The organism is Bradyrhizobium sp. (assembly GCF_035652035.1).
Classification (GTDB): domain Bacteria; phylum Pseudomonadota; class Alphaproteobacteria; order Rhizobiales; family Xanthobacteraceae; genus Bradyrhizobium.
Genome location: NZ_DASREO010000102.1, coordinates 90,461 through 111,356, shown reverse-complemented (window position 1 = coordinate 111,356; position 20,896 = coordinate 90,461). Strand labels below are relative to the sequence as shown.

The 20,896-nt window shown below is 62.7% G+C and carries 17 protein-coding genes and 1 pseudogene; 14 read left to right on the top strand and 4 right to left on the bottom strand.

Annotated features, from left to right (window positions below; all coding sequences use genetic code 11):
* Positions 1–10: 10 nt before the first annotated feature.
* The 3 genes and pseudogenes from VFB05_RS29115 to VFB05_RS29105 all read right to left on the bottom strand — a co-directional run bounded on the left by VFB05_RS29115 (position 11) and on the right by VFB05_RS29105 (position 5,424).
* Positions 11–1,627 carry a phosphoenolpyruvate carboxykinase gene (locus VFB05_RS29115; RefSeq protein WP_325019027.1) on the bottom strand — a complete coding sequence of 539 codons (1,617 nt, stop codon included), beginning with the start codon at positions 1,625–1,627 and terminating at the stop codon, positions 11–13.
* 346 nt (positions 1,628–1,973) lie between these two features.
* Positions 1,974–4,507 (bottom strand): annotated as a pseudogene (locus tag VFB05_RS29110) (CHAT domain-containing protein).
* A 185-nt stretch (positions 4,508–4,692) separates the two neighbouring features.
* Positions 4,693–5,424: a HugZ family protein gene (locus VFB05_RS29105; RefSeq protein WP_325019025.1), complete on the bottom strand. Its 732-nt coding sequence runs from the start codon at positions 5,422–5,424 to the stop codon at positions 4,693–4,695.
* A gap of 223 nt (positions 5,425–5,647) precedes the next feature.
* On the opposite strand from VFB05_RS29105, the gene VFB05_RS29100 reads away from it, so the two are divergent.
* From VFB05_RS29100 to VFB05_RS29080, 5 genes are all read left to right on the top strand, one after another.
* Positions 5,648–6,349 (top strand): response regulator transcription factor, encoded by a 702-nt coding sequence (locus VFB05_RS29100; protein WP_325019023.1) that lies wholly within the window; start codon positions 5,648–5,650, stop codon positions 6,347–6,349.
* 123 nt (positions 6,350–6,472) lie between these two features.
* Entirely contained in the window at positions 6,473–8,284 is a 1,812-nt protein-coding gene (locus VFB05_RS29095; protein WP_325019021.1) for a sensor histidine kinase, read from the top strand.
* Positions 8,284–8,796 (top strand): HPr kinase/phosphatase C-terminal domain-containing protein, encoded by a 513-nt coding sequence (locus tag VFB05_RS29090; RefSeq protein ID WP_325019019.1) that lies wholly within the window; start codon positions 8,284–8,286, stop codon positions 8,794–8,796. The genes VFB05_RS29095 and VFB05_RS29090 overlap by 1 nt, the downstream gene beginning before the upstream one ends.
* Before the next feature lie 132 nt (positions 8,797–8,928).
* Complete coding sequence (locus VFB05_RS29085; RefSeq protein ID WP_068733893.1) at positions 8,929–9,330, top strand: PTS sugar transporter subunit IIA; 402 nt, start codon at positions 8,929–8,931, stop codon at positions 9,328–9,330.
* On the top strand, positions 9,327–9,656 hold the full coding sequence (locus VFB05_RS29080) for an HPr family phosphocarrier protein (protein WP_325019010.1): 330 nt from the start codon (positions 9,327–9,329) through the stop codon (positions 9,654–9,656). The genes VFB05_RS29085 and VFB05_RS29080 overlap by 4 nt, the downstream gene beginning before the upstream one ends.
* A gap of 15 nt (positions 9,657–9,671) precedes the next feature.
* Here the strand turns inward: VFB05_RS29080 and VFB05_RS29075 are convergent, their stop codons facing one another.
* A complete protein-coding gene (locus VFB05_RS29075; RefSeq protein WP_331683373.1) occupies positions 9,672–11,213 on the bottom strand; it encodes a glycosyltransferase family 39 protein in 1,542 nt (513 codons plus the stop codon).
* A gap of 213 nt (positions 11,214–11,426) precedes the next feature.
* Here VFB05_RS29075 and lepA point away from each other — a divergent pair, with 213 nt between their 5' ends.
* The 9 genes from lepA (at position 11,427) to modB (ending at position 20,875) form a co-directional block, all read left to right on the top strand.
* Positions 11,427–13,238 carry a translation elongation factor 4 gene (gene lepA, locus VFB05_RS29070; protein ID WP_325019008.1) on the top strand — a complete coding sequence of 604 codons (1,812 nt, stop codon included), beginning with the start codon at positions 11,427–11,429 and terminating at the stop codon, positions 13,236–13,238.
* Positions 13,239–13,376: 138 nt separating this feature from the next.
* A complete protein-coding gene (locus tag VFB05_RS29065; protein ID WP_325019006.1) occupies positions 13,377–14,561 on the top strand; it encodes an acyl-CoA dehydrogenase family protein in 1,185 nt (394 codons plus the stop codon).
* A 158-nt stretch (positions 14,562–14,719) separates the two neighbouring features.
* Entirely contained in the window at positions 14,720–16,693 is a 1,974-nt protein-coding gene (locus tag VFB05_RS29060) for a methyl-accepting chemotaxis protein (RefSeq protein ID WP_325019003.1), read from the top strand.
* A gap of 76 nt (positions 16,694–16,769) precedes the next feature.
* Positions 16,770–17,237 (top strand): DUF1801 domain-containing protein, encoded by a 468-nt coding sequence (locus VFB05_RS29055; protein ID WP_325019001.1) that lies wholly within the window; start codon positions 16,770–16,772, stop codon positions 17,235–17,237.
* A 54-nt stretch (positions 17,238–17,291) separates the two neighbouring features.
* A complete protein-coding gene (mepA, locus tag VFB05_RS29050; RefSeq protein ID WP_325018999.1) occupies positions 17,292–18,242 on the top strand; it encodes a penicillin-insensitive murein endopeptidase in 951 nt (316 codons plus the stop codon).
* A gap of 162 nt (positions 18,243–18,404) precedes the next feature.
* The gene (locus VFB05_RS29045) at positions 18,405–18,614 is read left to right on the top strand and encodes a TOBE domain-containing protein (RefSeq protein WP_325018997.1); all 210 of its coding nucleotides are present in this window, start codon (positions 18,405–18,407) and stop codon (positions 18,612–18,614) included.
* A gap of 58 nt (positions 18,615–18,672) precedes the next feature.
* The gene (locus VFB05_RS29040) at positions 18,673–19,179 is read left to right on the top strand and encodes a hypothetical protein (protein ID WP_325018995.1); all 507 of its coding nucleotides are present in this window, start codon (positions 18,673–18,675) and stop codon (positions 19,177–19,179) included.
* 198 nt (positions 19,180–19,377) lie between these two features.
* Positions 19,378–20,163: a molybdate ABC transporter substrate-binding protein gene (gene modA, locus VFB05_RS29035; protein WP_325018993.1), complete on the top strand. Its 786-nt coding sequence runs from the start codon at positions 19,378–19,380 to the stop codon at positions 20,161–20,163.
* A 16-nt stretch (positions 20,164–20,179) separates the two neighbouring features.
* A complete protein-coding gene (modB, locus tag VFB05_RS29030; RefSeq protein WP_325018991.1) occupies positions 20,180–20,875 on the top strand; it encodes a molybdate ABC transporter permease subunit in 696 nt (231 codons plus the stop codon).
* Positions 20,876–20,896: the final 21 nt, after the last annotated feature.

Sequence of the window (20,896 nt, the reverse complement as noted above, 5' to 3'; positions counted from 1 at the left end):
CCGTCGCCGGTTACTCGGCCGCGAGCTTCACTTCGGGTGCAGCGGCGCGAACGTCCGCATCGACCTTGGCTTCGAACTTGGCGAAGTTCTTCTGGAACATGCCGACCAAAGCCCGCGCGGTCTTGTCGAACTCGGCCTTGTCCTTCCAGGTGTTGACCGGGTTGAGAATGTCGCTCGGCACGCCCGGCAGCGCGGTCGGCACCGCAAAGCCGAAATACTTATCAGTACGGAATTCGACATTGCGCAAGGAGCCGTCGAGCGCGGCGGTGAGAAGCGCGCGCGTGACCTTGATGGGCATTCGCGAGCCGGTGCCGAACTTGCCGCCGGTCCATCCCGTATTGACCAGCCAGCAGTCGACATTGTGCTTGGCGATCAGCTCGCGCAGCATGTTGCCATAGACCGACGGGTCGAGCGGCAGGAAGGGGGAGCCGAAGCAGGTCGAGAATTCCGGCTGCGGCTCGTTGCCGAGGCCACGCTCGGTTCCGGCGACCTTGGCGGTGTAGCCGGACAGGAAGTGATACATCGCCTGCGCCGGCGAGAGCTTTGCGATCGGCGGCAGCACGCCGAAAGCATCCGCAGCCAGCATCACGACATTCTTCGGCTGGCCGGCGCGGCCGGTGCGCGAGGCATTGGGGATGAAATCCAGAGGATAGGCCGAGCGCGTATTTTCCGTCTTCGAACCATCGTCGAAATCGGGAACGCGAGTGTATTCGTCGAGCACGACGTTTTCGAGCACCGCGCCGAAACGCTTGCTTGCCGCAAAAATCTCCGGCTCGGCTTCCTGCGACAGCTTGATGCACTTGGCATAGCAGCCACCTTCGAAATTGAAGATGCCGTCCTTGCCCCAGCCATGCTCGTCGTCGCCGATCAGCGTGCGCTTGGGATCGGCCGAAAGCGTGGTTTTTCCGGTGCCGGACAGGCCGAAGAAAATCGCGCTGTCGCCGGCGGGGCCGACATTGGCCGAGCAGTGCATCGGCATCACGCCGCGCGCGGGCAGATAGTAATTGAGCGTGGTGAACACGCTCTTCTTCATCTCGCCGGCATAATAAGACCCGCCGATCAGGACGATCTTGCGGGCGAAATCGATCGCGACGACGTTCTCCGAGCGCACGCCGTGACGTTTCGGATCGGCGCGGAAGCTCGGCAGGTCGATAATGGTGAGTTCAGGCACGAAGTCATTCAGCTCGGACTGCTCCGGGCGGATCAGAAGCGTGCGAATGAACAGCGAATGCCAGGCGAGCTCGGTAAAGACGCGGGTCTTGATCCGGAAGGTCGGATCGGCGCCGCCATAGAGGTCCTGCGCGAACAGCGTCATGCCTTCGGCATGCTTGAGGAAGTCGGCATAAAGCGCTTCGAACTGCTCCGAGGTGATCGACTGGTTGCCGGCCCACCACATGTTCTTGTCGGTGGTGGCATCACGAACCGTGAACTTGTCCTTCGGGCTGCGGCCGGTGAAGTCACCAGTGTCCGCACACAAGGCGCCATCGGCCGAGAGCATCGCCTCGCCTGCCGACAGCGAATGCTGATAGAGCTGCGCCGCACCGAGATTCCAATTCACGCCTTTCAGATTCTTCAAGCCGAATTTGTCGGCTCCAAAGGCGCCGTTGCGCTTACCCGTCTCTTGCACGAAAAACTCCTCCTCGTATCCGCGTATCTCGATCGCGCGAATGCCGCACACCGCGCGTCCGTCGCGGTTAGACCATTGACTATAGCCGCCGGGCCGGAGCCCGGCGAACGAAACTTTCCAGCGATCTATTATTGATGAACGCTCACCTTGCCAAGCCGATCCCACCGTTTTGGTTTATTCGAGGAGGCCACAATAAGGGGGCCTTTGATGCGGCTCAATTTCATATGATGGTATTTTCAGCTCTTTCGTCGCAGCGGGCGCTTCGGAAGCGGCATTCGGCCGCGAATTCCGGCGAATTGTCGCGCCAAGCCATTTTGCGCCGCACAATGCTGGCTGCTCTCGAATTCTAGCGGACGGCCGCCCCATCGCCGATGAACGGCCCCCAGAAAGCAGGGTAGGCATTCCTGGCTGACGACGTGTCGTTGAGATAGGCGAGCATCGCCTGTCGCAACGCTTCCGCACGCGACATCTGTGAATCGGCCTTGAGACGATCGAAAGTTGATGTAGTCAGCCGCGTCGCGGCCTCCGAAGCAACGGCCCAATGCGTCACCAGCAGCGCTTTCGCGCCCGCATAGAAAAACGCGCGCGCTAATCCCGACAGCGCCTCTGCGCCCGGCTTGTCGCCGGCGATCGTATTGCAGGCGGACAGCACCACCCAATCGGCGTTGAGCTTCAACTGCGCGACCTCGCTCGCGGTGAGCAGACCATCATCCAGCTCCGATGGCTGCTTGGGAATGCTCAGCGCCAGCGACGGTTCGGCGATCCCCTTGACGTCGCCCGCCACGAGGCCGTGGGTTGCGAAGTAGACGATGGCGTAGTCGGCAAGCGGCGCGCGCTTGACGCTGGTTTCGCTGGCATCCGCCCCGAGGTGGATATCGGCCGCGGCCCCGCCGAGGTCGCGGGCCACCGCGTTCAATTCGTCGGCCGTGTCAGGTAGCTGCGGCAAGGCCGCCGCAGTCTCGCGCGATCAACGCCGACGCCTCGCCAGAAATCGGTATAGGCCACGGTCGCGAGGCTGCGTGCGGCCACCGCTTCGACCGGGCGAGCCGCGCGCCGATCGCCATTGCCCTGGGCCGGATCGAACAAGGGATCGCCGAACCCCGTGAACGGCTTTGCACCGTGATCCTTGCGGGCGAAAATGCGGAGCGCTTTCAGGCTTGCGAGCGAAGGCACCACCGAAACCGCCTGGCGCTTGATCAACCAGGCCGCCTCGCGATAACCACCAAGCGTTGCCGGGATCGCCGCCGGGGGCTTCTCGGTCACCAGCAAATGAAACGGCAGGGCGGTGAGCGCGCCCGAAGGCACGATGAGAAGGCTGCGCTTGTCCTTGATCAAAGCGTCCACCGGACCGAGCAGCGTCGCATAGAGCTCGTTCGCGAGCGCCAGGTCGAACAATCCGGTCTTGCCGGTTGCGTCGGCAGCACGGTTGACGTCGAGCCCACGGCGGAATGCCGCAACTTTCTTTGCAATGTCGTCGGCCCCGATACTGATCGGCTTCCAGTCAAAGCCGTCGCGCGTGACAGCGATGACGTAGCTCTGCTTGTCGAGAACCGAGAACACGACAATCGCCTCGCCGGCTGCGAGCAGCGTCTCGATTTCGTCTGTTTTGACCGGCAGCGGATTCGACAGCGCCGCATAGTCGGGAAATTCGGCTGCAAGCTTTTTCTGCAAGCCCGCGCGTTCGGCGGCTATGGCGGAAAGCCGTGCCCTGTTGCGGTTTTCGGACGCGGCGTCGCGCTTTGCCGCCGCGCCCGAGACCGCGACAATGATCGCCTTGTCGAGCCCCTCGGCTTCCGCGGCGAGATCCTGATCCTTGCGGACAAGCTCGGCGAGACCATCGCTGCCGGCGGCGAGCCGCACCGCAAGCTTGTTCACCGCGGTCGCCGCCGCGGACTGGGAGCCGGTCTGGATGACGTCAAGCGACAGGTCCAATGCCTTTGCGCGCGTCAGCAGTTGCTGATCGGCCGCCGCATACAGTTCTGGAAGCGCAACACGCGCCTGCGCGCGCTTGGCTGCGATCATCCGTTCCACCAGCGGCAAGGCATCAGAGAACCGCGCCATTTCAAGATAGAACGAGGCAAGATTGTTGACAGAGGCCGCGGTGTCGGGATGATCGGCGCCGACCGCGCGCTCCCGGATCGACAATGCGCGTTTGAACAACGGCTCTGCGTCGGCATAGCGTTGCTGCCGCTGGTCGAGATCGGCCAGATTGTTCAGCGATCTTGCAACGTCGGGATGGTCCCGCCCTTGCACCTTTTCGCGGATCGCCAGCGAGCGGCTGATCATCGGCTCGGCTTCGCCGTAGCGTCCCTCAACCTTCAAAACCTGGCCGAGATTGCTAAGGAGCGTCGCAACCGCAGGACTGTCGGGTCCTGCGGCCTTTTCGAAGATCGCAAGCGCGCGCCTGAACAAGGGCTCGGAATCGCCATGACGATCCTGACGCTCGTAAAGCGTGGCGAGATTGTTCAACTGCCGGCCAACATCCACATGGTTTGGCCCGAGCGACCGTTCGCAGTTCGCCAAGGCCCGCTTGAACAGCGGTTCGGCCTCCGCAAAGCGGCCTTGCCGTTCGTAAAGTGCGGCCAGGTTGTTCATTTCGGGCGCGATTGCGGATGAATCGATCCCGACCGACCGCTCCATGATGGCAAGCGCGCGCTCGAGGAGCGGCTCGGCCTTGTCGTCCCGGCCGAGGTCTCCATAGAGCTGCGCCAGATTGTTCAGAGCGCCCGCGTGATCGCGGCTGTTGGGGCTTGTCTTTTCCAAGGTAGCCGCTGCTGCTTCCGCCAGCGGAAGCGCTTCGGAATATTTCCCGGCACGGCTGAGTTCAGCAGCCCTGTTGCTTTGCGCGATCGGGCTCTGTGCCGATGCGACCACGCTCATGGAGAGCATTGCGACGAGGCCGATCGCAATGGTCAAGGCGGATCGACAGCCTGGTTTCATGACGCAATCTCGCTTCGACCTATGCACGGCAGTCACCGGCATGCCGCGCGCCTATTAGGTCGCTGCGAGGATTGCTTGCGTTCAACGACGGCTTTGGGCTTTTTTATGCCTTCTTATATCGCGGCTTATGTCTTGGCCCGCGCCTCGTCGGCGAGACGGACCAGCATTTTTCGCAATTCGCCGGGCCCAATGACCCGCTCCGGAAAGTCGAGCCGCAGCGTCCTGTTGTCCGCCTGCAGATCGATTCCTTCCGGATCGATGCCGCTGCAGCGCCAGTCGGCCGCTGCTGCTCCCAAGAGCCGCGTGGCATAGAGCCCAAGCGCTTCCTGATGATCGGTGTTCATGTGCTCGACCGCGCCCTGCGCGGCCTCGACAAGCGCGTCCGCATCGGAGAGATCGGTCAGAAACTCCTCCGGCTTCAGATCCAGAATGCGTCCAAATCCAGCGACGAGGTGGGTTCCGCTGGGCCGAATCCGGAAAAACGAAAAATCCTTGAAGTCCACGAAAACTTGCGCGGTGGGATGAGCATTGAGATAGCGCTGGCGGGCGATTTCGCGCTTCGACGTGATTTCTTCGGCGTGGCCTGAGAGCATGATGCGCGATCCCTCGAGCGGATCGCCTTCGACGCGCTCGTCCAGCATCAGCGAGACGCGCGCGTCCGCGAGCAGGTTCCTGGTGTGAATGGCAAGACGGGAGATCAACAAAATCGGCGAACCGTCAGAGTGGCTGGCAACGTTCACCAGCGAGCAGTAAGGGTCGCCGCTGCCGGACATCAAGGTTGCCAGCGCGCCCTGGCGGCTGCGGCGGAGCAGCGACTTGACCGCCCTGGAAGGGTTAAAATCCTCGGTCAATTGCATCGATTATTTCCTCGCATCCTGTTGCAATTTGGCCCTTTTTTCGGGTAAACCGACGTACGCAAGGGTCGAGGCGCCTAAACCTTTAAGGCGCTTTCGTGGAACTCGGTCACACTTCAGCCCAGCTTGCATTGCTCGTTGACCGCGTTCGAAGCCCGATTATGCGGCGCACCAGACGATTAGACGCCGTTTCAGCAACGTGACAACAGTATCTGAAAGCAGGCTCATGCCCACAATTGCTTTGGTCGACGACGACCGCAACATTCTCACATCTGTCTCGATTGCGCTTGAAGCCGAAGGCTATCGCATCATGACCTATACTGATGGGGCGTCGGCACTGGACGGCTTCAGGACTTCACCGCCGGACCTTGCCATCCTCGACATCAAGATGCCGCGCATGGACGGCATGGAAACCTTGAGGCGGCTGCGGCAGAAATCCGACCTGCCGGTGATTTTCCTGACCTCCAAGGACGAGGAGATCGACGAGTTGTTCGGCCTCAAAATGGGCGCCGACGATTTCATCCGCAAGCCGTTCTCGCAGCGGCTTCTGGTCGAACGCGTCAAGGCGGTGCTGCGCCGCTCGGCGCCGAAAGATCCAACCGCCGTGCCGAAGGAAACCGACGCCAAGGCGCTCGATCGCGGCCTGCTCCGCATGGATCCGGAACGCCACACCTGCACCTGGAAGAACGAGCCGGTGACGCTCACCGTGACCGAGTTTCTGATTCTTCAGGCGCTCGCCACGCGGCCCGGCGTCGTCAAGAGCCGCAACGCGTTGATGGATGCGGCCTATGACGACCAGGTCTATGTCGACGACCGCACCATCGACAGCCACATCAAGCGGCTGCGCAAGAAGTTCAAGGTCGTGGACGACGAATTCGAGATGATCGAAACCCTCTACGGGGTCGGATACCGTTTCAAGGAAGCCTGAGGCAAGAAAACCCGAGGGACGTTTCGCCCCTTGCGTAGTTTTGCCGACTGACACCACCGCTGTGCCGGTGGTAGAATAACGACCGCATCGCAAGCCCCTGAAAACAACCGGCGGTTTTGGCCATTGCTTGATCGAACGCAGCCTGATGCAAGCCTGAACGCCGACGACGTCACGACGCCTGTCGTGATGGATGCCGTTGCCGCCGAAAGTCCGCCGGCGCGGTCATGGCGGCCGCTCGACTGGCTGCGGCGAGCCGGACAGTATATTTTTGCGCTCAGCTTCTCGAGCCTCACCCGGCGCATCGTTTCGCTGAACATCGCGGGCCTGGTCGCGCTGGTGGCGAGCATTCTCTACCTCTCGCAGTTCCGCGCCGGCCTGATCGACGCCCGCGCGCAAAGCCTGCTGGTGCAGGCCGAGATCATCGCCGGCGCCATTGCAGCTTCGGCAACTGTCGAAACCAACGCCATCACCATCGACCCGGACCGCTTGGCGGAACTGAAACTGGGTGAAGTTTCTCCGCCACTGGATGATTTTTCAGGACTGAGCTTTCCGATCAATCCGGAGCGGGTGGCGCCAGTGCTGCGCCAACTGATTTCGCCGACCAAGACCCGTGCGCGAATTTACGATCGGGAAGGCTCGCTCATCCTGGACAGCCGCAGCCTCTACGGCCGCGGCGACGTGTTGCGCTTCGAACTGCCGCCGCCTTCGGTGGAGAAGCCTGGGCTCCCCGAACGCACGATGATCGCGATCCGGACCTGGCTCAATCGTGGCGATCTGCCGCTCTACACCGAACTCGGCCCTGAAAACGGCAACGGCTATCAGGAGGTCGCGCAATCATTGAACGGGCAGAAAAGCAGCATGGTGCGCGTCAATGACCGCGGCGAGGTGATCGTTTCGGTCGCAGTGCCCGTGCAGCGCTTCCGCGCGATCCACGGCTCGCTGATGCTTTCAACGCAAGGCGACGACATCGACCAGATGGTGACGGCCGAGCGCCTCGCGATCCTCAAGGTTGGCGGCGTCGCCTCCGCCGTCATGATCGTGCTGTCGCTGGCGCTGGCGAGCACGATCGCAGGCCCGGTGCGCCGGCTTGCCGATAGCGCCGAACGCGTTCGCCGCCGCATCCGCACCCGTGTCGAAATTCCCGACTTCACCGGGCGCCGCGACGAGATCGGCCATCTCTCCGGCGCGCTGCGCGACATGACCGGCGCGCTCTATAACCGCATCGAGGCGATCGAAATGTTCGCCGCCGACGTCGCCCACGAGCTGAAGAATCCGCTCACATCCTTGCGCTCGGCGGTAGAAACGCTGCCGCTTGCCCGCAGCGAGAACAGCCGCGCGCGGCTGCTCGCCGTGATCGAGCATGACGTCAAACGGCTTGACCGGCTGATCTCGGACATTTCCGACGCGAGCCGGCTCGATGCCGAGTTGCAGCGCCAGGACATGGCGCCTGTCGATCTTCGCCGTCTTCTCACCGCGCTCGCTGCGGTCGCCAACGAAACGCGGCGCGGCAACAATGTCACCGTCGAGCTGCGGTTCGAAAGCAAGGGGCCGTCCGATTCGTTCTCGGTGCCTGGCCATGATTCGCGGCTCGGCCAGGTCGTTTCCAATCTGCTGTCGAACGCGCAGTCGTTCTCGGAAGCAGGCAGCAAGGTGCGGATCACCTGTCGCAACCGCCGCTCCAACATCGAAATCATTGTCGATGACGATGGGCCCGGCATCCGCGACGACGCGCTCTCGCGCATCTTCGAGCGCTTCTACACCGATCGTCCGCATCAGGGTTTTGGGCAAAATTCGGGACTTGGTCTTTCGATCTCGAAGCAGATCGTGGAAGCGCATGGCGGGCGAATCTGGGCCGAGAATCGCAAGGGTCCGGTTGCCGCCGACGGCGAGCCAACCGTGGCCGGCGCCCGCTTTGTGGTCCGGCTTCCAACGTAATGAGCGAGGCAAGCACTAGCATCCATGCCTCCGCCGTGCTGGTGGGGGATCGCGCCGTCCTCATTCGTGGCCCATCGGGCTCCGGCAAATCGCGCCTCGCCTTCGACCTCATCCTTGCCGGCCGCGCCGGCCAGATCGCCCCTAGCCGACTGGTGGGCGACGACCGTGTCCATGTTTGGCAACATGGCGGAGAACTGCTGATGCGCCCCGCGCCCGCGCTTGCGGGCCTGATCGAGATACGCGGCCTTGGTATCCGCCGCTGCGACTACGTTAGCGAGGCCAGGGTCGGCCTGGTGGTGGATCTCGATGCCGACGACGCCGAGCGTCTACCGCGGCCTGACGCTTTACTGACACGGATAGATGGTATTTTGATACCAAGAATCCCGGTCAAACGGGGATTTGCCGGGCTTCCACTGGTCATCGCCGCCCTTACAATGACCGCGAATTCATCTTCGAGCGATTGCTCGAAGGAATTTGGTAACCATATCACCCCCACTATCGCCACGGAATAGACCCACTCGCTCCGTTTTTCCCTTCGCCTATTTTCCGGGAGAATTGCAGCGATCCCCTCTTGCGCGGGGGCTGCGGATGGTCAAAGTGGCGCGTTCGTGCGGTGCACCAAAGGCACCCGCGAGGAGTTTTCGATGATTGGTCTAGTGCTTGTGACCCATGGGCGCCTTGCCGACGAATTCAAGGCGGCGCTTGAACACGTCATGGGTCCGCAAAAACAAATCGAGGCCGTCACGATCGGGGCCGAGGATGATTCCGATCTGTGCCGCAGCGATATTATCGAGGCGGTGAATCGCGTCGACAGCGGGGACGGAGTTGCGATCCTCACCGACATGTTCGGTGGCACGCCTTCGAACCTCGCGATTTCCTGCATGAGCCGGCCGAAGGTCGAAGTGCTCGCAGGCATCAATCTTCCGATGCTGGTCAAGCTTGCCAAGGTCCGCGAAGAGCGAACGCTTCCCGACGCCATCGCGATGGCACAGGAAGCCGGCCGCAAATATGTGACTATTGCAAGCCGGGTGCTTGCCGGCAAATGAGCGACGACGGTACGTCGCCCGATACGTCTTCCGCGCCGGGCATTCCGGAAGGCGCCATTTCCCGCGAACTGCCGATCATCAACAAGCGCGGACTTCACGCGCGCGCTTCCGCGAAATTCGTCCAGATGGTCGAGCGCTTTGAGGCCGACGTCTGGGTGACCAAGGGCGGCGAGACGGTCGGCGGCACCTCGATCATGGGTTTGATGATGCTGTCGGCGGGCCCGGGCACGTCGATCGTGGTCTCGGCGGCCGGCCCCGAAGCGCAGGCCGCGCTCGATGCGATCACCGAACTGGTCGCCGCCAAATTCAACGAAGAGAATCTGTAAGAGCGCCGCGCGCGCCTATTTGGCCGGCGGCACGATGTAGACCTTCCAGGTCGTCGCCGGCCCCGGATGCCCCTTGAAGAAGCGCTGCGTGGTGATAGCCACCTGCTCGGCGTCCTTGCCGTTCTTGGCCATCCACGCCTCACATTCCTGCAAGCGGTTGTCCGTGGTGTCGCAGACGCCGATGAAGCCGAGGCGCTTGGCTTCTTCCAATGACGTCAGGTCTGACGACCAGACTTCGCCCGGCGTCAGCGGCGCCGGATGATCCGGGCTATAGAACGTCATGGGCTCGCCGACTTCCGTGGTGCCAGCGACGACGGACCAGCGCGTGAAAAAGCGGTTGTGCCATAGCTGCGTCAGTTCGCGCGCGAGCTGCGACCGCGCGCCGTAGCTGAAGGCCGCGCTCGGTTTATCGGTCATCTCGTGAATAGCGATATACGGCGACGCGGCGAGCGTCACCAAAGTGAGCACCAGCCAGGTCGCCACGATCCGGAACAAGGCCGCATTCAGCAGCCGCAGTCGCGGAATGGCGACAAGCGCGAGCGGCGTCAGAAAGAACAGCGAGATACCCCAATCGGTCTTCATGTAGACCGAGAAAATCAATCCGCCGAGCGGTGGTCCGACCGCGACAATGATCTGGATGAGCCAGACGTTGAGCGCCTGCGTATAGTTCACGCCGGAATTGGGACCCGCCGACCAGACGCGCGCCAGCGTGGCCGCCGGCCGCCGCAGGCTTATTCCAACGAGCGCAAGCGCGGCGATCGCGACCGGCAACGCCAGCAAAGCGAGATTGTGCTCGACATAGCCGAGAGCCAGCATCGCGGTCTCGGCACGGGTGAAATGCCCGTAGACGTCGCCGGCATAGATCAGCGGCGCGAAGTCGTCCGCCTTCAGCCACAGCAGATGCGGGATCATCGCAATAACGCCGACCACCATCGCAACCCAGGGCGCGGGCGAGCGCAGAAAATTCATCCGCTCGGGATGAATGAGCGCGGCGAGACCGACCGCGCCGATCATGGTCAGCACCCAGTATTTCGTCATCAGCGCCAGCGCCGCCGCGAGCCCGAGCAAGACACCGGACGCCGCGTTGCGTTTCTCGAATGCATTGAGATAGGCCAGCACCAGCAGCGGCAGCGTGACGAGTTGCAGCAGGTCCGGATTGTATTTGAAGCCCTTGAAATTGAAGATCGGATAGATCGCGAGCATCACCACGACGAAAAACGCGCGGCGATAGTCGACGACCCGCAGCGAAATCAGCCAGGTGATCACCATTCCCAACGACACCGTCGCCGTCGCCAGCAGATAGGCGGCCCAATCGGTGACCGGGAAAGCCCTGAACCAGAGACCGGCAATCCAGCCCGCAAGCGGCGGATGCTTGCCGTAGCCGAGCTGGAACTTCTGACCCCAGGCAAAGGCCTCCGCCACGTCCATGTGGACGTCCTGCGCGGCCTTGAGATTGATCAGGATCACGGTCCACAGCAATGCGTGGATCATCGCAAAGGCAAAGACGAAGGCGGAGGCGCTGTAGCGATCCGTCGCTGAGGCCGCGACCCAGGCCATGAGCCTTCTCAGGCTCAGCCGCCGCCTCAAACTGCGGCGCGGCAAGGTCGTGGATGACAGCATCGTCGGCGACATGCGCTTGGTACCTCTTCAACAGTCCCCGTGTGCGTAGCGCGTTTTCCAGCGTCGTGAAATCAGCTTGGCGTGAAGAATACCCGTTAAAATACCGCAATATAGTTGCCGCCCCGGAACACCAATGCTATCCCGCGCCCCATGTCTTCCGCCCCCATTCCCAACATCCGCAACTTCTCCATTGTCGCCCATATCGACCATGGCAAATCGACGCTGGCCGACCGCCTGATCCAGATGACCGGCGGCCTGTCGGACCGCGAAATGGCTGGCAAGGAACAGGTGCTCGATTCCATGGATATCGAGCGTGAGCGCGGCATCACCATCAAGGCGCAGACCGTCCGGCTGAACTATCGTGCGAAGGACGGCAAGGACTACGTGTTCAACCTGATGGACACGCCCGGCCATGTCGACTTCGCCTACGAAGTCTCGCGCTCGCTCGCGGCCTGCGAAGGATCGCTCCTGGTGGTCGATGCGAGCCAGGGCGTCGAGGCGCAGACGCTCGCCAACGTCTACCAGGCGCTCGACAACAATCACGAGATCGTGCCGGTGCTGAACAAGGTCGATCTGCCCGCCGCCGAGCCCGAGAAGGTGAAGCAGCAGATCGAAGACGTGATCGGCATCGATGCCTCCGACGCCGTGATGATCTCGGCCAAGACCGGCCAGGGCGTACCTGACGTGCTGGAGGCTATCGTCACGCGCCTGCCGCCGCCCAAGGGCGACCGCGACGCGACCTTGAAGGCGCTGCTCGTCGATAGCTGGTACGACGTCTATCTCGGCGTCGTCGTGCTGGTGCGGATCGTCGACGGCACGATGAAGAAGGGCCAGCGCATCCGCATGATGGGGACCAATGCGGCCTATGACGTCGAGCGCGTCGGCTTCTTCACGCCCAAGATGGAGCAGGTCGACGAGCTAGGCCCCGGCGAGATCGGCTTCATCACCGCCGCGATCAAGGAAGTCGCCGACACCCGCGTCGGCGACACCATCACCGACGACAGGAAGCCGGTCACGGAAATGCTGCCGGGCTTCAAGCCCGCCATTCCGGTGGTGTTCTGTGGCCTGTTCCCGGTCGACGCCAACGATTTCGAAACGCTGCGCGCGGCGATGGGCAAGCTCCGCCTGAACGATGCGAGCTTCTCCTACGAGATGGAGACCTCCGCGGCGCTCGGCTTCGGCTTCCGTTGTGGCTTCCTCGGACTATTGCATCTGGAGATCATCCAGGAGCGGCTCTCCCGCGAGTTCGATCTCAATCTGATCGCGACGGCGCCGAGCGTGATCTACAAGATGAAGCTGACCGACGGCAGCGAGATCGAGATTCACAATCCTGTCGACATGCCCGACGTGGTCAAGATCGCCGAAATCGACGAGCCCTGGATCGAGGCGACAATTCTCACGCCGGACGAATACCTCGGCAGCGTGCTCAAGCTGTGCCAGGACCGCCGCGGTGCGCAGAAGGAGCTGACCTATGTCGGCTCGCGCGCGATGGTGAAATATGACCTGCCGCTCAACGAGGTGGTGTTCGACTTCTACGATCGCCTGAAATCGGTGTCGAAGGGATATGCCTCGTTCGACTATCACCTCACCGATTACAAGCCGGCCGATCTCGTCAAGATGCAGATCCTGGTCAACAGCGAGCCGGTTGACGCGCTGTCGATGCTGGTGCATCGCACCCGCGCCGAAGGCCGCGGCCGCGCTATGGTCGAGAAGATGAAGGAACTGATCCCGCCGCACATGTTCCAGATTCCGATCCAGGCGGCGATCGGCGGCAAGGTGATCGCGCGCGAGACCGTGCGGGCGCTCCGCAAGGACGTCACCGCCAAGTGCTACGGCGGCGACGTCACGCGCAAACGGAAACTTCTGGAGAAGCAGAAGGAAGGCAAGAAGAAGATGCGGCAGTTCGGCAAGGTCGACATTCCGCAGGAAGCCTTCATTGCCGCGCTGAAGGTCGATAGCTGAACTCCTGGCTCCGCGGCCAGCGCTTCCCTCACCCGATAATTCTGCATTGGCGTTGCGCGCGTGCATCTTGATCCCGGGCGCGAGTTGGATCAACATGGCCGTAATTGATCACTCGATAAAGAGCCTTAAGGAAACGCCATGAACAAGCCTGAAGCCGCGAGCATTGCCTCGGGCCTGGTCGAACGTGCCAAGGCGATTGCGCCGCTGATCGCGGCAGAGGCCGACGAGATCGAGCGGACGCGGCGGCTGACCCCGAAAGTGGTCTCGGCCTTGGTCGAAAACGGGCTTTATCGATCGCTTTTGCCAAAAAGCACCGGCGGGTTTGAGTCGCCGCCGCTGGTTTTCATGGAAATGCTGGAAGAAATCGCCAAGGCGGATGCCTCCACGGCCTGGTGCGTCGGCCAATGCTCGGTGGTCGCCATGACGGCGGCCTATCTCGACACAGACGTGGCGCATCAGGTGTTCGGCAAGCCGACCGACATCGCCGCCTGGGGCGCGATCGCCCACGACGTGCAGGCGGTTCCCGGCGGCTACACCATCAGCGCACGCTGGGACTTTGCCAGCGGCATGCGCCAGGCCAACTGGCTGGGAGCCCACGTGCAGGTCCTGGAGGCCGACGGCACGCGGCGGATGAGATCCAATGGCACGCCGGAAATCCGCACCATCCTCTTTCCCACCTCGAGCGCCACCACGTACGACGTCTGGAACGTGATCGGGCTGTGCGGCACCGGCACCGATTCCTATTCGGTCGACAAGCTGTTCATTCCGGAGAAGTTTACGGCGCTGCGCGACGATTTCGCGGCGCTGCGCGAAAAGGGCCTGCTCTACGGGATCACGACCTACAGCATGTTCGGCCTCGGCTTTGGCGCGGTCTCGCTCGGCGTCGCCCGCGCCACGCTGGACGCCGCCATTGATCTCGCGCGCAAGAAGCATTCGGTCGGCATAGCCGCCATGAAGGACAATAACGCGGTCCAGGGCCTGATCGGCCGCACCGAAGCGAAACTGCGCGCCGCACGCGCCTATCATTTTTCCACCGCGAACGATGCCTGGCAGGAACTGCTCTCGACGGGACGGCTCTCCGAGAAAGGCCGGGCCGCCATCCGTCTGTCCGCGACCTATACGATTCACCAGGCGGCCGAGGTGGTCGACACCGCCTATCACATGGCCGGCGCGACCGCGGTGTTCAAATCGAATCCATTCGAGCGGCGCTTCCGCGACATGCACGCCATCGCGCAGCAGATCCAGGCTCGCGACAATCACTTTGAGGACGTCGGCAAGATGATTCTCTCCAACAGCGTGATCCCGCGCGGGCCGACCATCTAGCTGAGATCCGGCGAGAGCCCGTGTTCACCCGGAGCGCGTCACGATTGCGTCAACGCGCCGATGAAGCGCGCGAGCGGGGCGCGCCAAAAACCTAAAAGCAATCAGTTATTAAGCAGTTTCTGGGAGTTTCGGTAACCTTTGCGAGGCCCTGAAATTCCATGTTCCAGCTCCGATCGATCGCGGCTCGTCTCATTCTCGCGATCTCGCTCACGGTTGCGGCGGCCTGCGCAATCCTAGGCACGTTCTCGGTGATGCAGCAGCGCGCGCTGACGCGGCTTGCGCTCGATCAGCAGCTCAAGCTGCAATACGACAGCGTCATTGCCACCCTCGACTATGAGGGTCGTGCGGGATTGGCGGTCAGCGCCGTGCTCGCCAATCTGCCGCCGGTTGCGGACGCAATCGCCAAGGGTGACCGCGAGGCGCTGGGGTCGGTCTTGAAAGCGCCCTTCGAGGCCATCAAGGCGCAGGGCATTCCGCTGATAAGCTTCCACACCCCGCCAGCAACCGCCTTCTACCGCGCTCACGCTCCCGACAAGTTCGGGGAGGACATCTCGGCACGGCGCAACACGGTGGTGGAGTCGAACAAGACGGGCAAGCCCATCGTCGGCGTCGAACCCGGCCGGGACTCGCTCAGCATCTTTGCAATGACCCCGATCATGCGCGACGGCAAGAGCATCGCCGTCGCCGATATCGGCGTCTCCTTCAGCAAGCAGTTCGTTGACAGCGTCAAGCAACGATTTGGCGTCGATCTCGCCGTGCATCGCTTTGACGACAAGGATCAGACGTTCGTCAACATTGGATCGACTTTCGCGGCAAAGTCGCTGGCAAGTCCGGAGGAGCTGAAGAGCGTCCTCGGCGGAAGCACGCTGCATCGTGAGGCCACGCTCGATGGCCATCCGGTCGCGCTCTACCTCGGGCAGATCAAGAACTATGTGGGTCAGCCGGTCGCAGTGCTCGAACTGGTCAAGGATACCACCGCCTATGAAGCAGCTTCCGCCAGCTCGCAGCGCACGATGATCTTTGGCACGATCGCGATACTGGCCGCTGCCGCCTTGCTGGCCTTCCTGCTTGGCCGCGGCATGTCGCGCCCGCTGACGGCGATTACGGCCGTGATGAACCGCCTTTCCAGTGGCGATACCGATGTCACGATCCCCGGCGGTGATCGCAAGGACGAACTCGGCACCATGGCGGGCGCCGTCGACGTGTTCCGCCGCAACATGATCGAGTCGCGGTTGTTGCGCGAGGAGCAGGAAGCCGCCAAGAAGCAAAGCGAACTCGAAAAGAGCGCGTTGCAGCGGCGCATGGCCGATCGTTTCGAGGCCGACGTCAAGAGCGTCGTCAGCGCGGTGGCGCGCGCGACCGAGGACATGCAGCGCGTCGCAGCCGACATCACCGCGAGCGTCAACGGCACTTCCGCGCAGGCGGCCGCAGCCGCTGCCGCATCCGAGGAAGCCTCTTCCAGCATCAACACGGTGGCGGCGGCGACCGAAGAGCTCGCCTCGTCCGTCGCGGAGATCAGCCGCCAGGTCACCCATTCCAGCGACGTTGCCGACGCCGCGGTCGGCAAGGCAACGAAGACCAACGAGATGGTCAGTGAACTTGCCGCCGCCGGCGAGAAAATCGGCGACGTGCTGCGCCTGATCAGCGCGATTGCCGGCCAGACCAATCTGCTCGCCTTGAACGCCACCATCGAGGCCGCGCGCGCCGGCGAAGCCGGCAAGGGATTTGCGGTGGTCGCCTCGGAGGTGAAAGAACTCGCGAGCCAGACCGCGAAAGCGACCGAAGAGATCGCCGGACAGGTCGCCGCAATTCAAGCCTCCACGGAAGAGTGCGTCGGCGCCATCGGCGGCATCAGCACCACGATCCGCGAGATCAGCGCAATTGCCGCCACCATCGCGTCGGCCGTCGAACAACAGGGCGCGGCAACACGCGAGATTGCGCACAGCGTGCAGCAGGTCGCGGCCGGCACAAGTGAGGTTGCCGTCAACGTCGCCGGCGCGAGCAACGCGGCAAATCAGTCGCGCGCGCTGGCCGACACCGTCCTCTCGGCTTCCGGCGACCTCAGCCAGCACGCGTCCGCGCTGTTCAAGAGCGTCGACACCTTCCTTGCGGGCCTGCGCAACGCCGCCTAGTCGATGCGACAAAAATCATTGTGGCTCGCGCGCGGTCCGCGCTAGATTAAATTCAGCTGCAATTGTGCGGACTGCGATGCCGGGCCTCTCCAGAAAGAGCGCGACAAAAACCAAACGAAACCGCCGGCCGGCATCTTCTGACGCCAAAGTGGCAGCAGCCTTCAGCAGCTATCCAAAGCGGGTGCGGACGAAACTTCTCGCTCTTCGCCGGCTGATCTTCGACACCGCACGAACCACCGATGGCGTGGGCCCGCTGGAAGAGACCCTCAAGTGGGGCCAGATCAGTTACCTCACCACGACAAGTAAAAGCGGCAGCACCATCCGAATCGATCAGGTGAAGTCGGAGCCCGACCGCTATGCACTCTACTTTCATTGCCAAACCAACCTGGTTGAGACGTTTCGTGAGCTTTATCCGGACCTCGCCTATGGCGGCAATCGATGCATCCTGCTCGATGCAGCCGAAGACTTGCCGAGCGAAGCGTTGGGTCACTGCGTGGGGCTGGCGCTGACCTATCATGCGAGCAAGCGAAACCGCGGGAGGTGATTTTCCCCGTTTGGTGAATTCCATGGCCGCGGCACGTCAGGTAGAGTTGCGGTCATGAGTCGCCGCCGGTTTTTTATCCCGATATCTCTGGTTCTCCTGTTCGCTGCCGGCAACTCGGCCGCGCTGGCGCAGGATAAAGGCAGCGTCGATCCCAAACCTTTGCCGCCGCTCGCCAACCCGAACGACCCCAAGCTCGCCGCCAAGCAACTGTTCGCGCGCAAGGTGTTGCCGGCGAAGCTGCCGGTGCAGTCGATCGGTTCGTACTCGAAGGGCTGCGTTGCCGGCGCCGAGCAGATGCCGCTCAATGGCGAGACCTGGCAGGTGATGCGACCGTCACGCAATCGCTATTGGGGCCACCCCGACATGATCGCGCTGCTGAAGCGCCTCGCGGCCAAGGCGCACAAGGATGCCGGCTGGTCCGGCATCCTTGTCGGCGATATTGGCCAGCCGCGCGGCGGCCCGGCGCTCTCCGGCCATGCGAGCCATCAGATCGGGCTGGATGCCGACATCTGGCTGACGCCGATGCCTGACCGCAAATTGTCGCGCGAGGAGCGCGAGGAAACCTCCGCCGTGATGATGGTGCGCGACGACCGGCTCGATATCGACCCGAAGGTCTTCACGCCCGGTCACGTGCTGGTCATCCGCGATGCCGCGCAGGAGCCGAGCGTCCAGCGCATATTCGTCAATGCGGCGATCAAGAAGGCGCTGTGCCGCGAGGCCAAGGGCGACCGCAGCTGGCTCTCAAAGATTCGGCCGTGGTGGGGTCACGACTATCACTTCCACATTCGCATGAGATGCCCCTCGGGCAGCAAGACGTGCGAGGGCCAAAAGGATCAGGAGGGTGGCGAGGGTTGCAGCGCAGCCGACCTCGCTTACTGGTTCAAGGATGAGGTGCTTCATCCCAAGCCGCCGGCCGAGCCGGCGACGCCCAAGCCGGGGCTCACGCTGGCGCAGCTCCCGGCCGAGTGCCGCAAGGTACTGGCTGCTCCCAACGCCAAGCCGTAACATTTGGGTGGCGAGCCTATCGCCTTCGGCCGGGCTACGCTAAACTGCACGTGCCGCCGATGCCGTAAGCACGGCGGCCAAACCGGGACGACGATCCCATCCTCTTTTCCATCAGAAGACTGTCATGCCGGCGGCTAATCGAGCGCGGCTATGGAGACCATTATGCGCCTCAGTGCACGCAACCAGATCAAGGGCACCGTTCTCGACGTCAAGAAAGGTGCGACAACCTCCCATGTTCGGGTCGATATCGGCAACGGGCACGTGGTCACCTCGTCGATCACCAACGAAGCGGTCGACGAGCTTGGCATTAAGGTGAAGGGTCATGTGACCGTGGTGATCAAGGCTTCTGATGTCATGATTGCGGTGGACTAGCACGGCGAATTTGAAGTTCCTGTCCTATCGCGGCAAGTTTGTCACATCGGAGCTCTAGGTGCGAAAATCCTCCCTCGTTGCCCTCACCCTTCTTGCAGCCGCACCCGCGTTCGCCGCGGAGGAGCCGAGCGGCTGCGACAAGTTCAAATGGAATATCGGCCATGCACGCGCAGCGCTGAGCGCGCCGGATCGTGCGAAGCTCGACTCGGGCGGCGAAATCGCCGGCCTGCCGGCGACCGCCGTGACGATCGCTCTCGTCGCGCCGGCCGATGCCAAATTGCCGACGCCGCCGGAGCGGGCGCCGAAGGATGGCACCTTTGCCGGCTTCACGAAGATCACCTCCCCGCCCAAGGCCGGCAGTTACACGATCAGCCTTTCCAACGGCGCATGGGTCGACGTGGTGCAGGACGGGCATTTCCTCAAGCCCAGGGCGTTCAGCGGCGCCACCGACTGCGACGGCATCCGCAAGACCATGAAATACGATCTTTCGGCCAATCCCTTCGTGCTTCAGATCTCTGGCGCCCGGGAGAAATCGCTCTCGATCGCGATCCAACCCTCGGAATAAGGGCATCGCTGCCTGACGCGGGCAGCGTTTGGCCACTTTGACCTGACCCATCAGCCTGTTATTGTCGGCGCATGCGATGTTTCCGCTGGCCGTAAGCCGGCGGGCCCCCTGCGAAACGGCGCTTTCGCTTGTCGCACTTCACGATGGATCGAGGCCTGATTTCGCGTGCCGCGGCGCGCGTTCAGGCACGGAGCGCCTATGCATCGCCTCTTCAGAATTATATTCGCCCTTGCGGTGGTCTGGGCCCTGCCCCTCTCGCTTGCATCGGCCCAGGAAAGAGGCCTCACCGTCTTTGCCGCGGCGTCGATGAAGAACGCGCTCGATGACGTTAACGCCGCCTATACAGCCAAGACCGGCGCCAAGGTCATCGCGAGTTACGCCGCAAGCTCTGTATTGGCGAAACAGATCGACCAGGGCGCGCCGGCCGATATTTTCCTCTCCGCTGACATCGACTGGATGGATTATGCGACCAAGCAGAAAACCATCAAGGCGGATACGCGAATGAACCTGCTCGGCAACAGCATCGTCCTGATCGCGCCGAAAGATTCCAAGATCGACAAAGTCACCATCGCGCAGGGCTTTGATCTCGCAAAGCTCGCGGGCACCGGGCGGATCGCCACTGGCGACGTCAGTTCGGTGCCGGTCGGCAAATACGCCAAGGCCGCGCTGGAGAAGCTCGGCGCGTGGGACGCAGCCGCACGGAAATTTGCAATGGCGGAAAGCGTGCGCGCCGCCTTGACGCTGGTGGCGCGTGGCGAGGCCGTGCTCGGCATTGTCTATGCGACCGACGCCAAGGTCGAGCCGGAAGTCAAAATCGTCGGCACCTTCCCCGCCGATTCCCATCCGCCGATCATCTACACCGTCGCCGCGACCACGTCCGCCGGCTCGGGCGCCACCGACTATCTTGCTTTTCTGCATACGCAGGCCGCAAAAGCCATTTTCGAAAAATACGGATTCACTTTCCTGGTTCGCCCTTCATCCTGAGCGCATTTAACCTCGCGTGTTCGACATCTCACCCACGGAATGGACTGCGATCCTGCTCTCGCTACGGGTCGCGACGGTAGCAACGCTTGTCGCGACGCCGCTCGGCATTGCGGTCGCCTGGCTATTGGCGCGCCGGGAATTCTGGGGCAAGGCGCTGCTCGATGCGGCAATTCATCTGCCGCTGGTGCTGCCGCCTGTCGTCACCGGCTATCTGCTGCTGCTCACCTTCGGCCGCCGCGGCGTTGTCGGAGCGTGGCTTGCCGAACATCTCGGCCTTGTCTTTGCCTTTCGCTGGACCGGCGCGGCGCTTGCCTGCGGAATCATGGCGTTTCCGCTTCTAGTGCGGCCGATCCGGCTCTCGATCGAGGCCGTTGACCGGCGGCTGGAGCAGGCGGCGGCGACACTCGGTGCTGCGCCCTGGCAGGTGTTTCTGACCGTGACCTTGCCGCTTGCATTGCCCGGCGTGCTCGCCGGCATGGTGCTCGGCTTTGCCAAGGCGCTCGGCGAATTCGGCGCGACGATTACGTTTGTGTCGAACATCCCCGGCGAGACCCAGACCATTTCGTCGGCGATCTATGCACTGATCCAGACGCCCGATGGTGATGCAGCAGCGATGCGGCTGGTCGTGGTATCGGTCCTGATATCGATGGTGGCGCTTGTGGCCTCTGAATGGTTCGCCCGGCGCGCGCTGGCGCGCCTGCATGGAAACTAGTGGAGCAGATTTGACATTCGC

What these genes read in the sequence shown, in the direction of transcription:
- VFB05_RS29105 (WP_325019025.1), bottom strand. Translation starts at nt 5,424, where the DNA reads ATGCAATTGACCGAGGATTTTAACCCTTCCAGGGCGGTCAAGTCGCTG.
- VFB05_RS29100 (WP_325019023.1), top strand. Translation starts at nt 5,648, where the DNA reads ATGCCCACAATTGCTTTGGTCGACGACGACCGCAACATTCTCACATCT.
- VFB05_RS29090 (WP_325019019.1), top strand. Translation starts at nt 8,284, where the DNA reads ATGAGCGAGGCAAGCACTAGCATCCATGCCTCCGCCGTGCTGGTGGGG.
- VFB05_RS29085 (WP_068733893.1), top strand. Translation starts at nt 8,929, where the DNA reads ATGATTGGTCTAGTGCTTGTGACCCATGGGCGCCTTGCCGACGAATTC.
- VFB05_RS29080 (WP_325019010.1), top strand. Translation starts at nt 9,327, where the DNA reads ATGAGCGACGACGGTACGTCGCCCGATACGTCTTCCGCGCCGGGCATT.
- VFB05_RS29075 (WP_331683373.1), bottom strand. Translation starts at nt 11,213, where the DNA reads ATGGCCTGGGTCGCGGCCTCAGCGACGGATCGCTACAGCGCCTCCGCC.
- lepA (WP_325019008.1), top strand. Translation starts at nt 11,427, where the DNA reads ATGTCTTCCGCCCCCATTCCCAACATCCGCAACTTCTCCATTGTCGCC.
- VFB05_RS29065 (WP_325019006.1), top strand. Translation starts at nt 13,377, where the DNA reads ATGAACAAGCCTGAAGCCGCGAGCATTGCCTCGGGCCTGGTCGAACGT.
- VFB05_RS29060 (WP_325019003.1), top strand. Translation starts at nt 14,720, where the DNA reads ATGTTCCAGCTCCGATCGATCGCGGCTCGTCTCATTCTCGCGATCTCG.
- VFB05_RS29055 (WP_325019001.1), top strand. Translation starts at nt 16,770, where the DNA reads ATGCCGGGCCTCTCCAGAAAGAGCGCGACAAAAACCAAACGAAACCGC.
- mepA (WP_325018999.1), top strand. Translation starts at nt 17,292, where the DNA reads ATGAGTCGCCGCCGGTTTTTTATCCCGATATCTCTGGTTCTCCTGTTC.
- VFB05_RS29045 (WP_325018997.1), top strand. Translation starts at nt 18,405, where the DNA reads ATGCGCCTCAGTGCACGCAACCAGATCAAGGGCACCGTTCTCGACGTC.
- modA (WP_325018993.1), top strand. Translation starts at nt 19,378, where the DNA reads ATGCATCGCCTCTTCAGAATTATATTCGCCCTTGCGGTGGTCTGGGCC.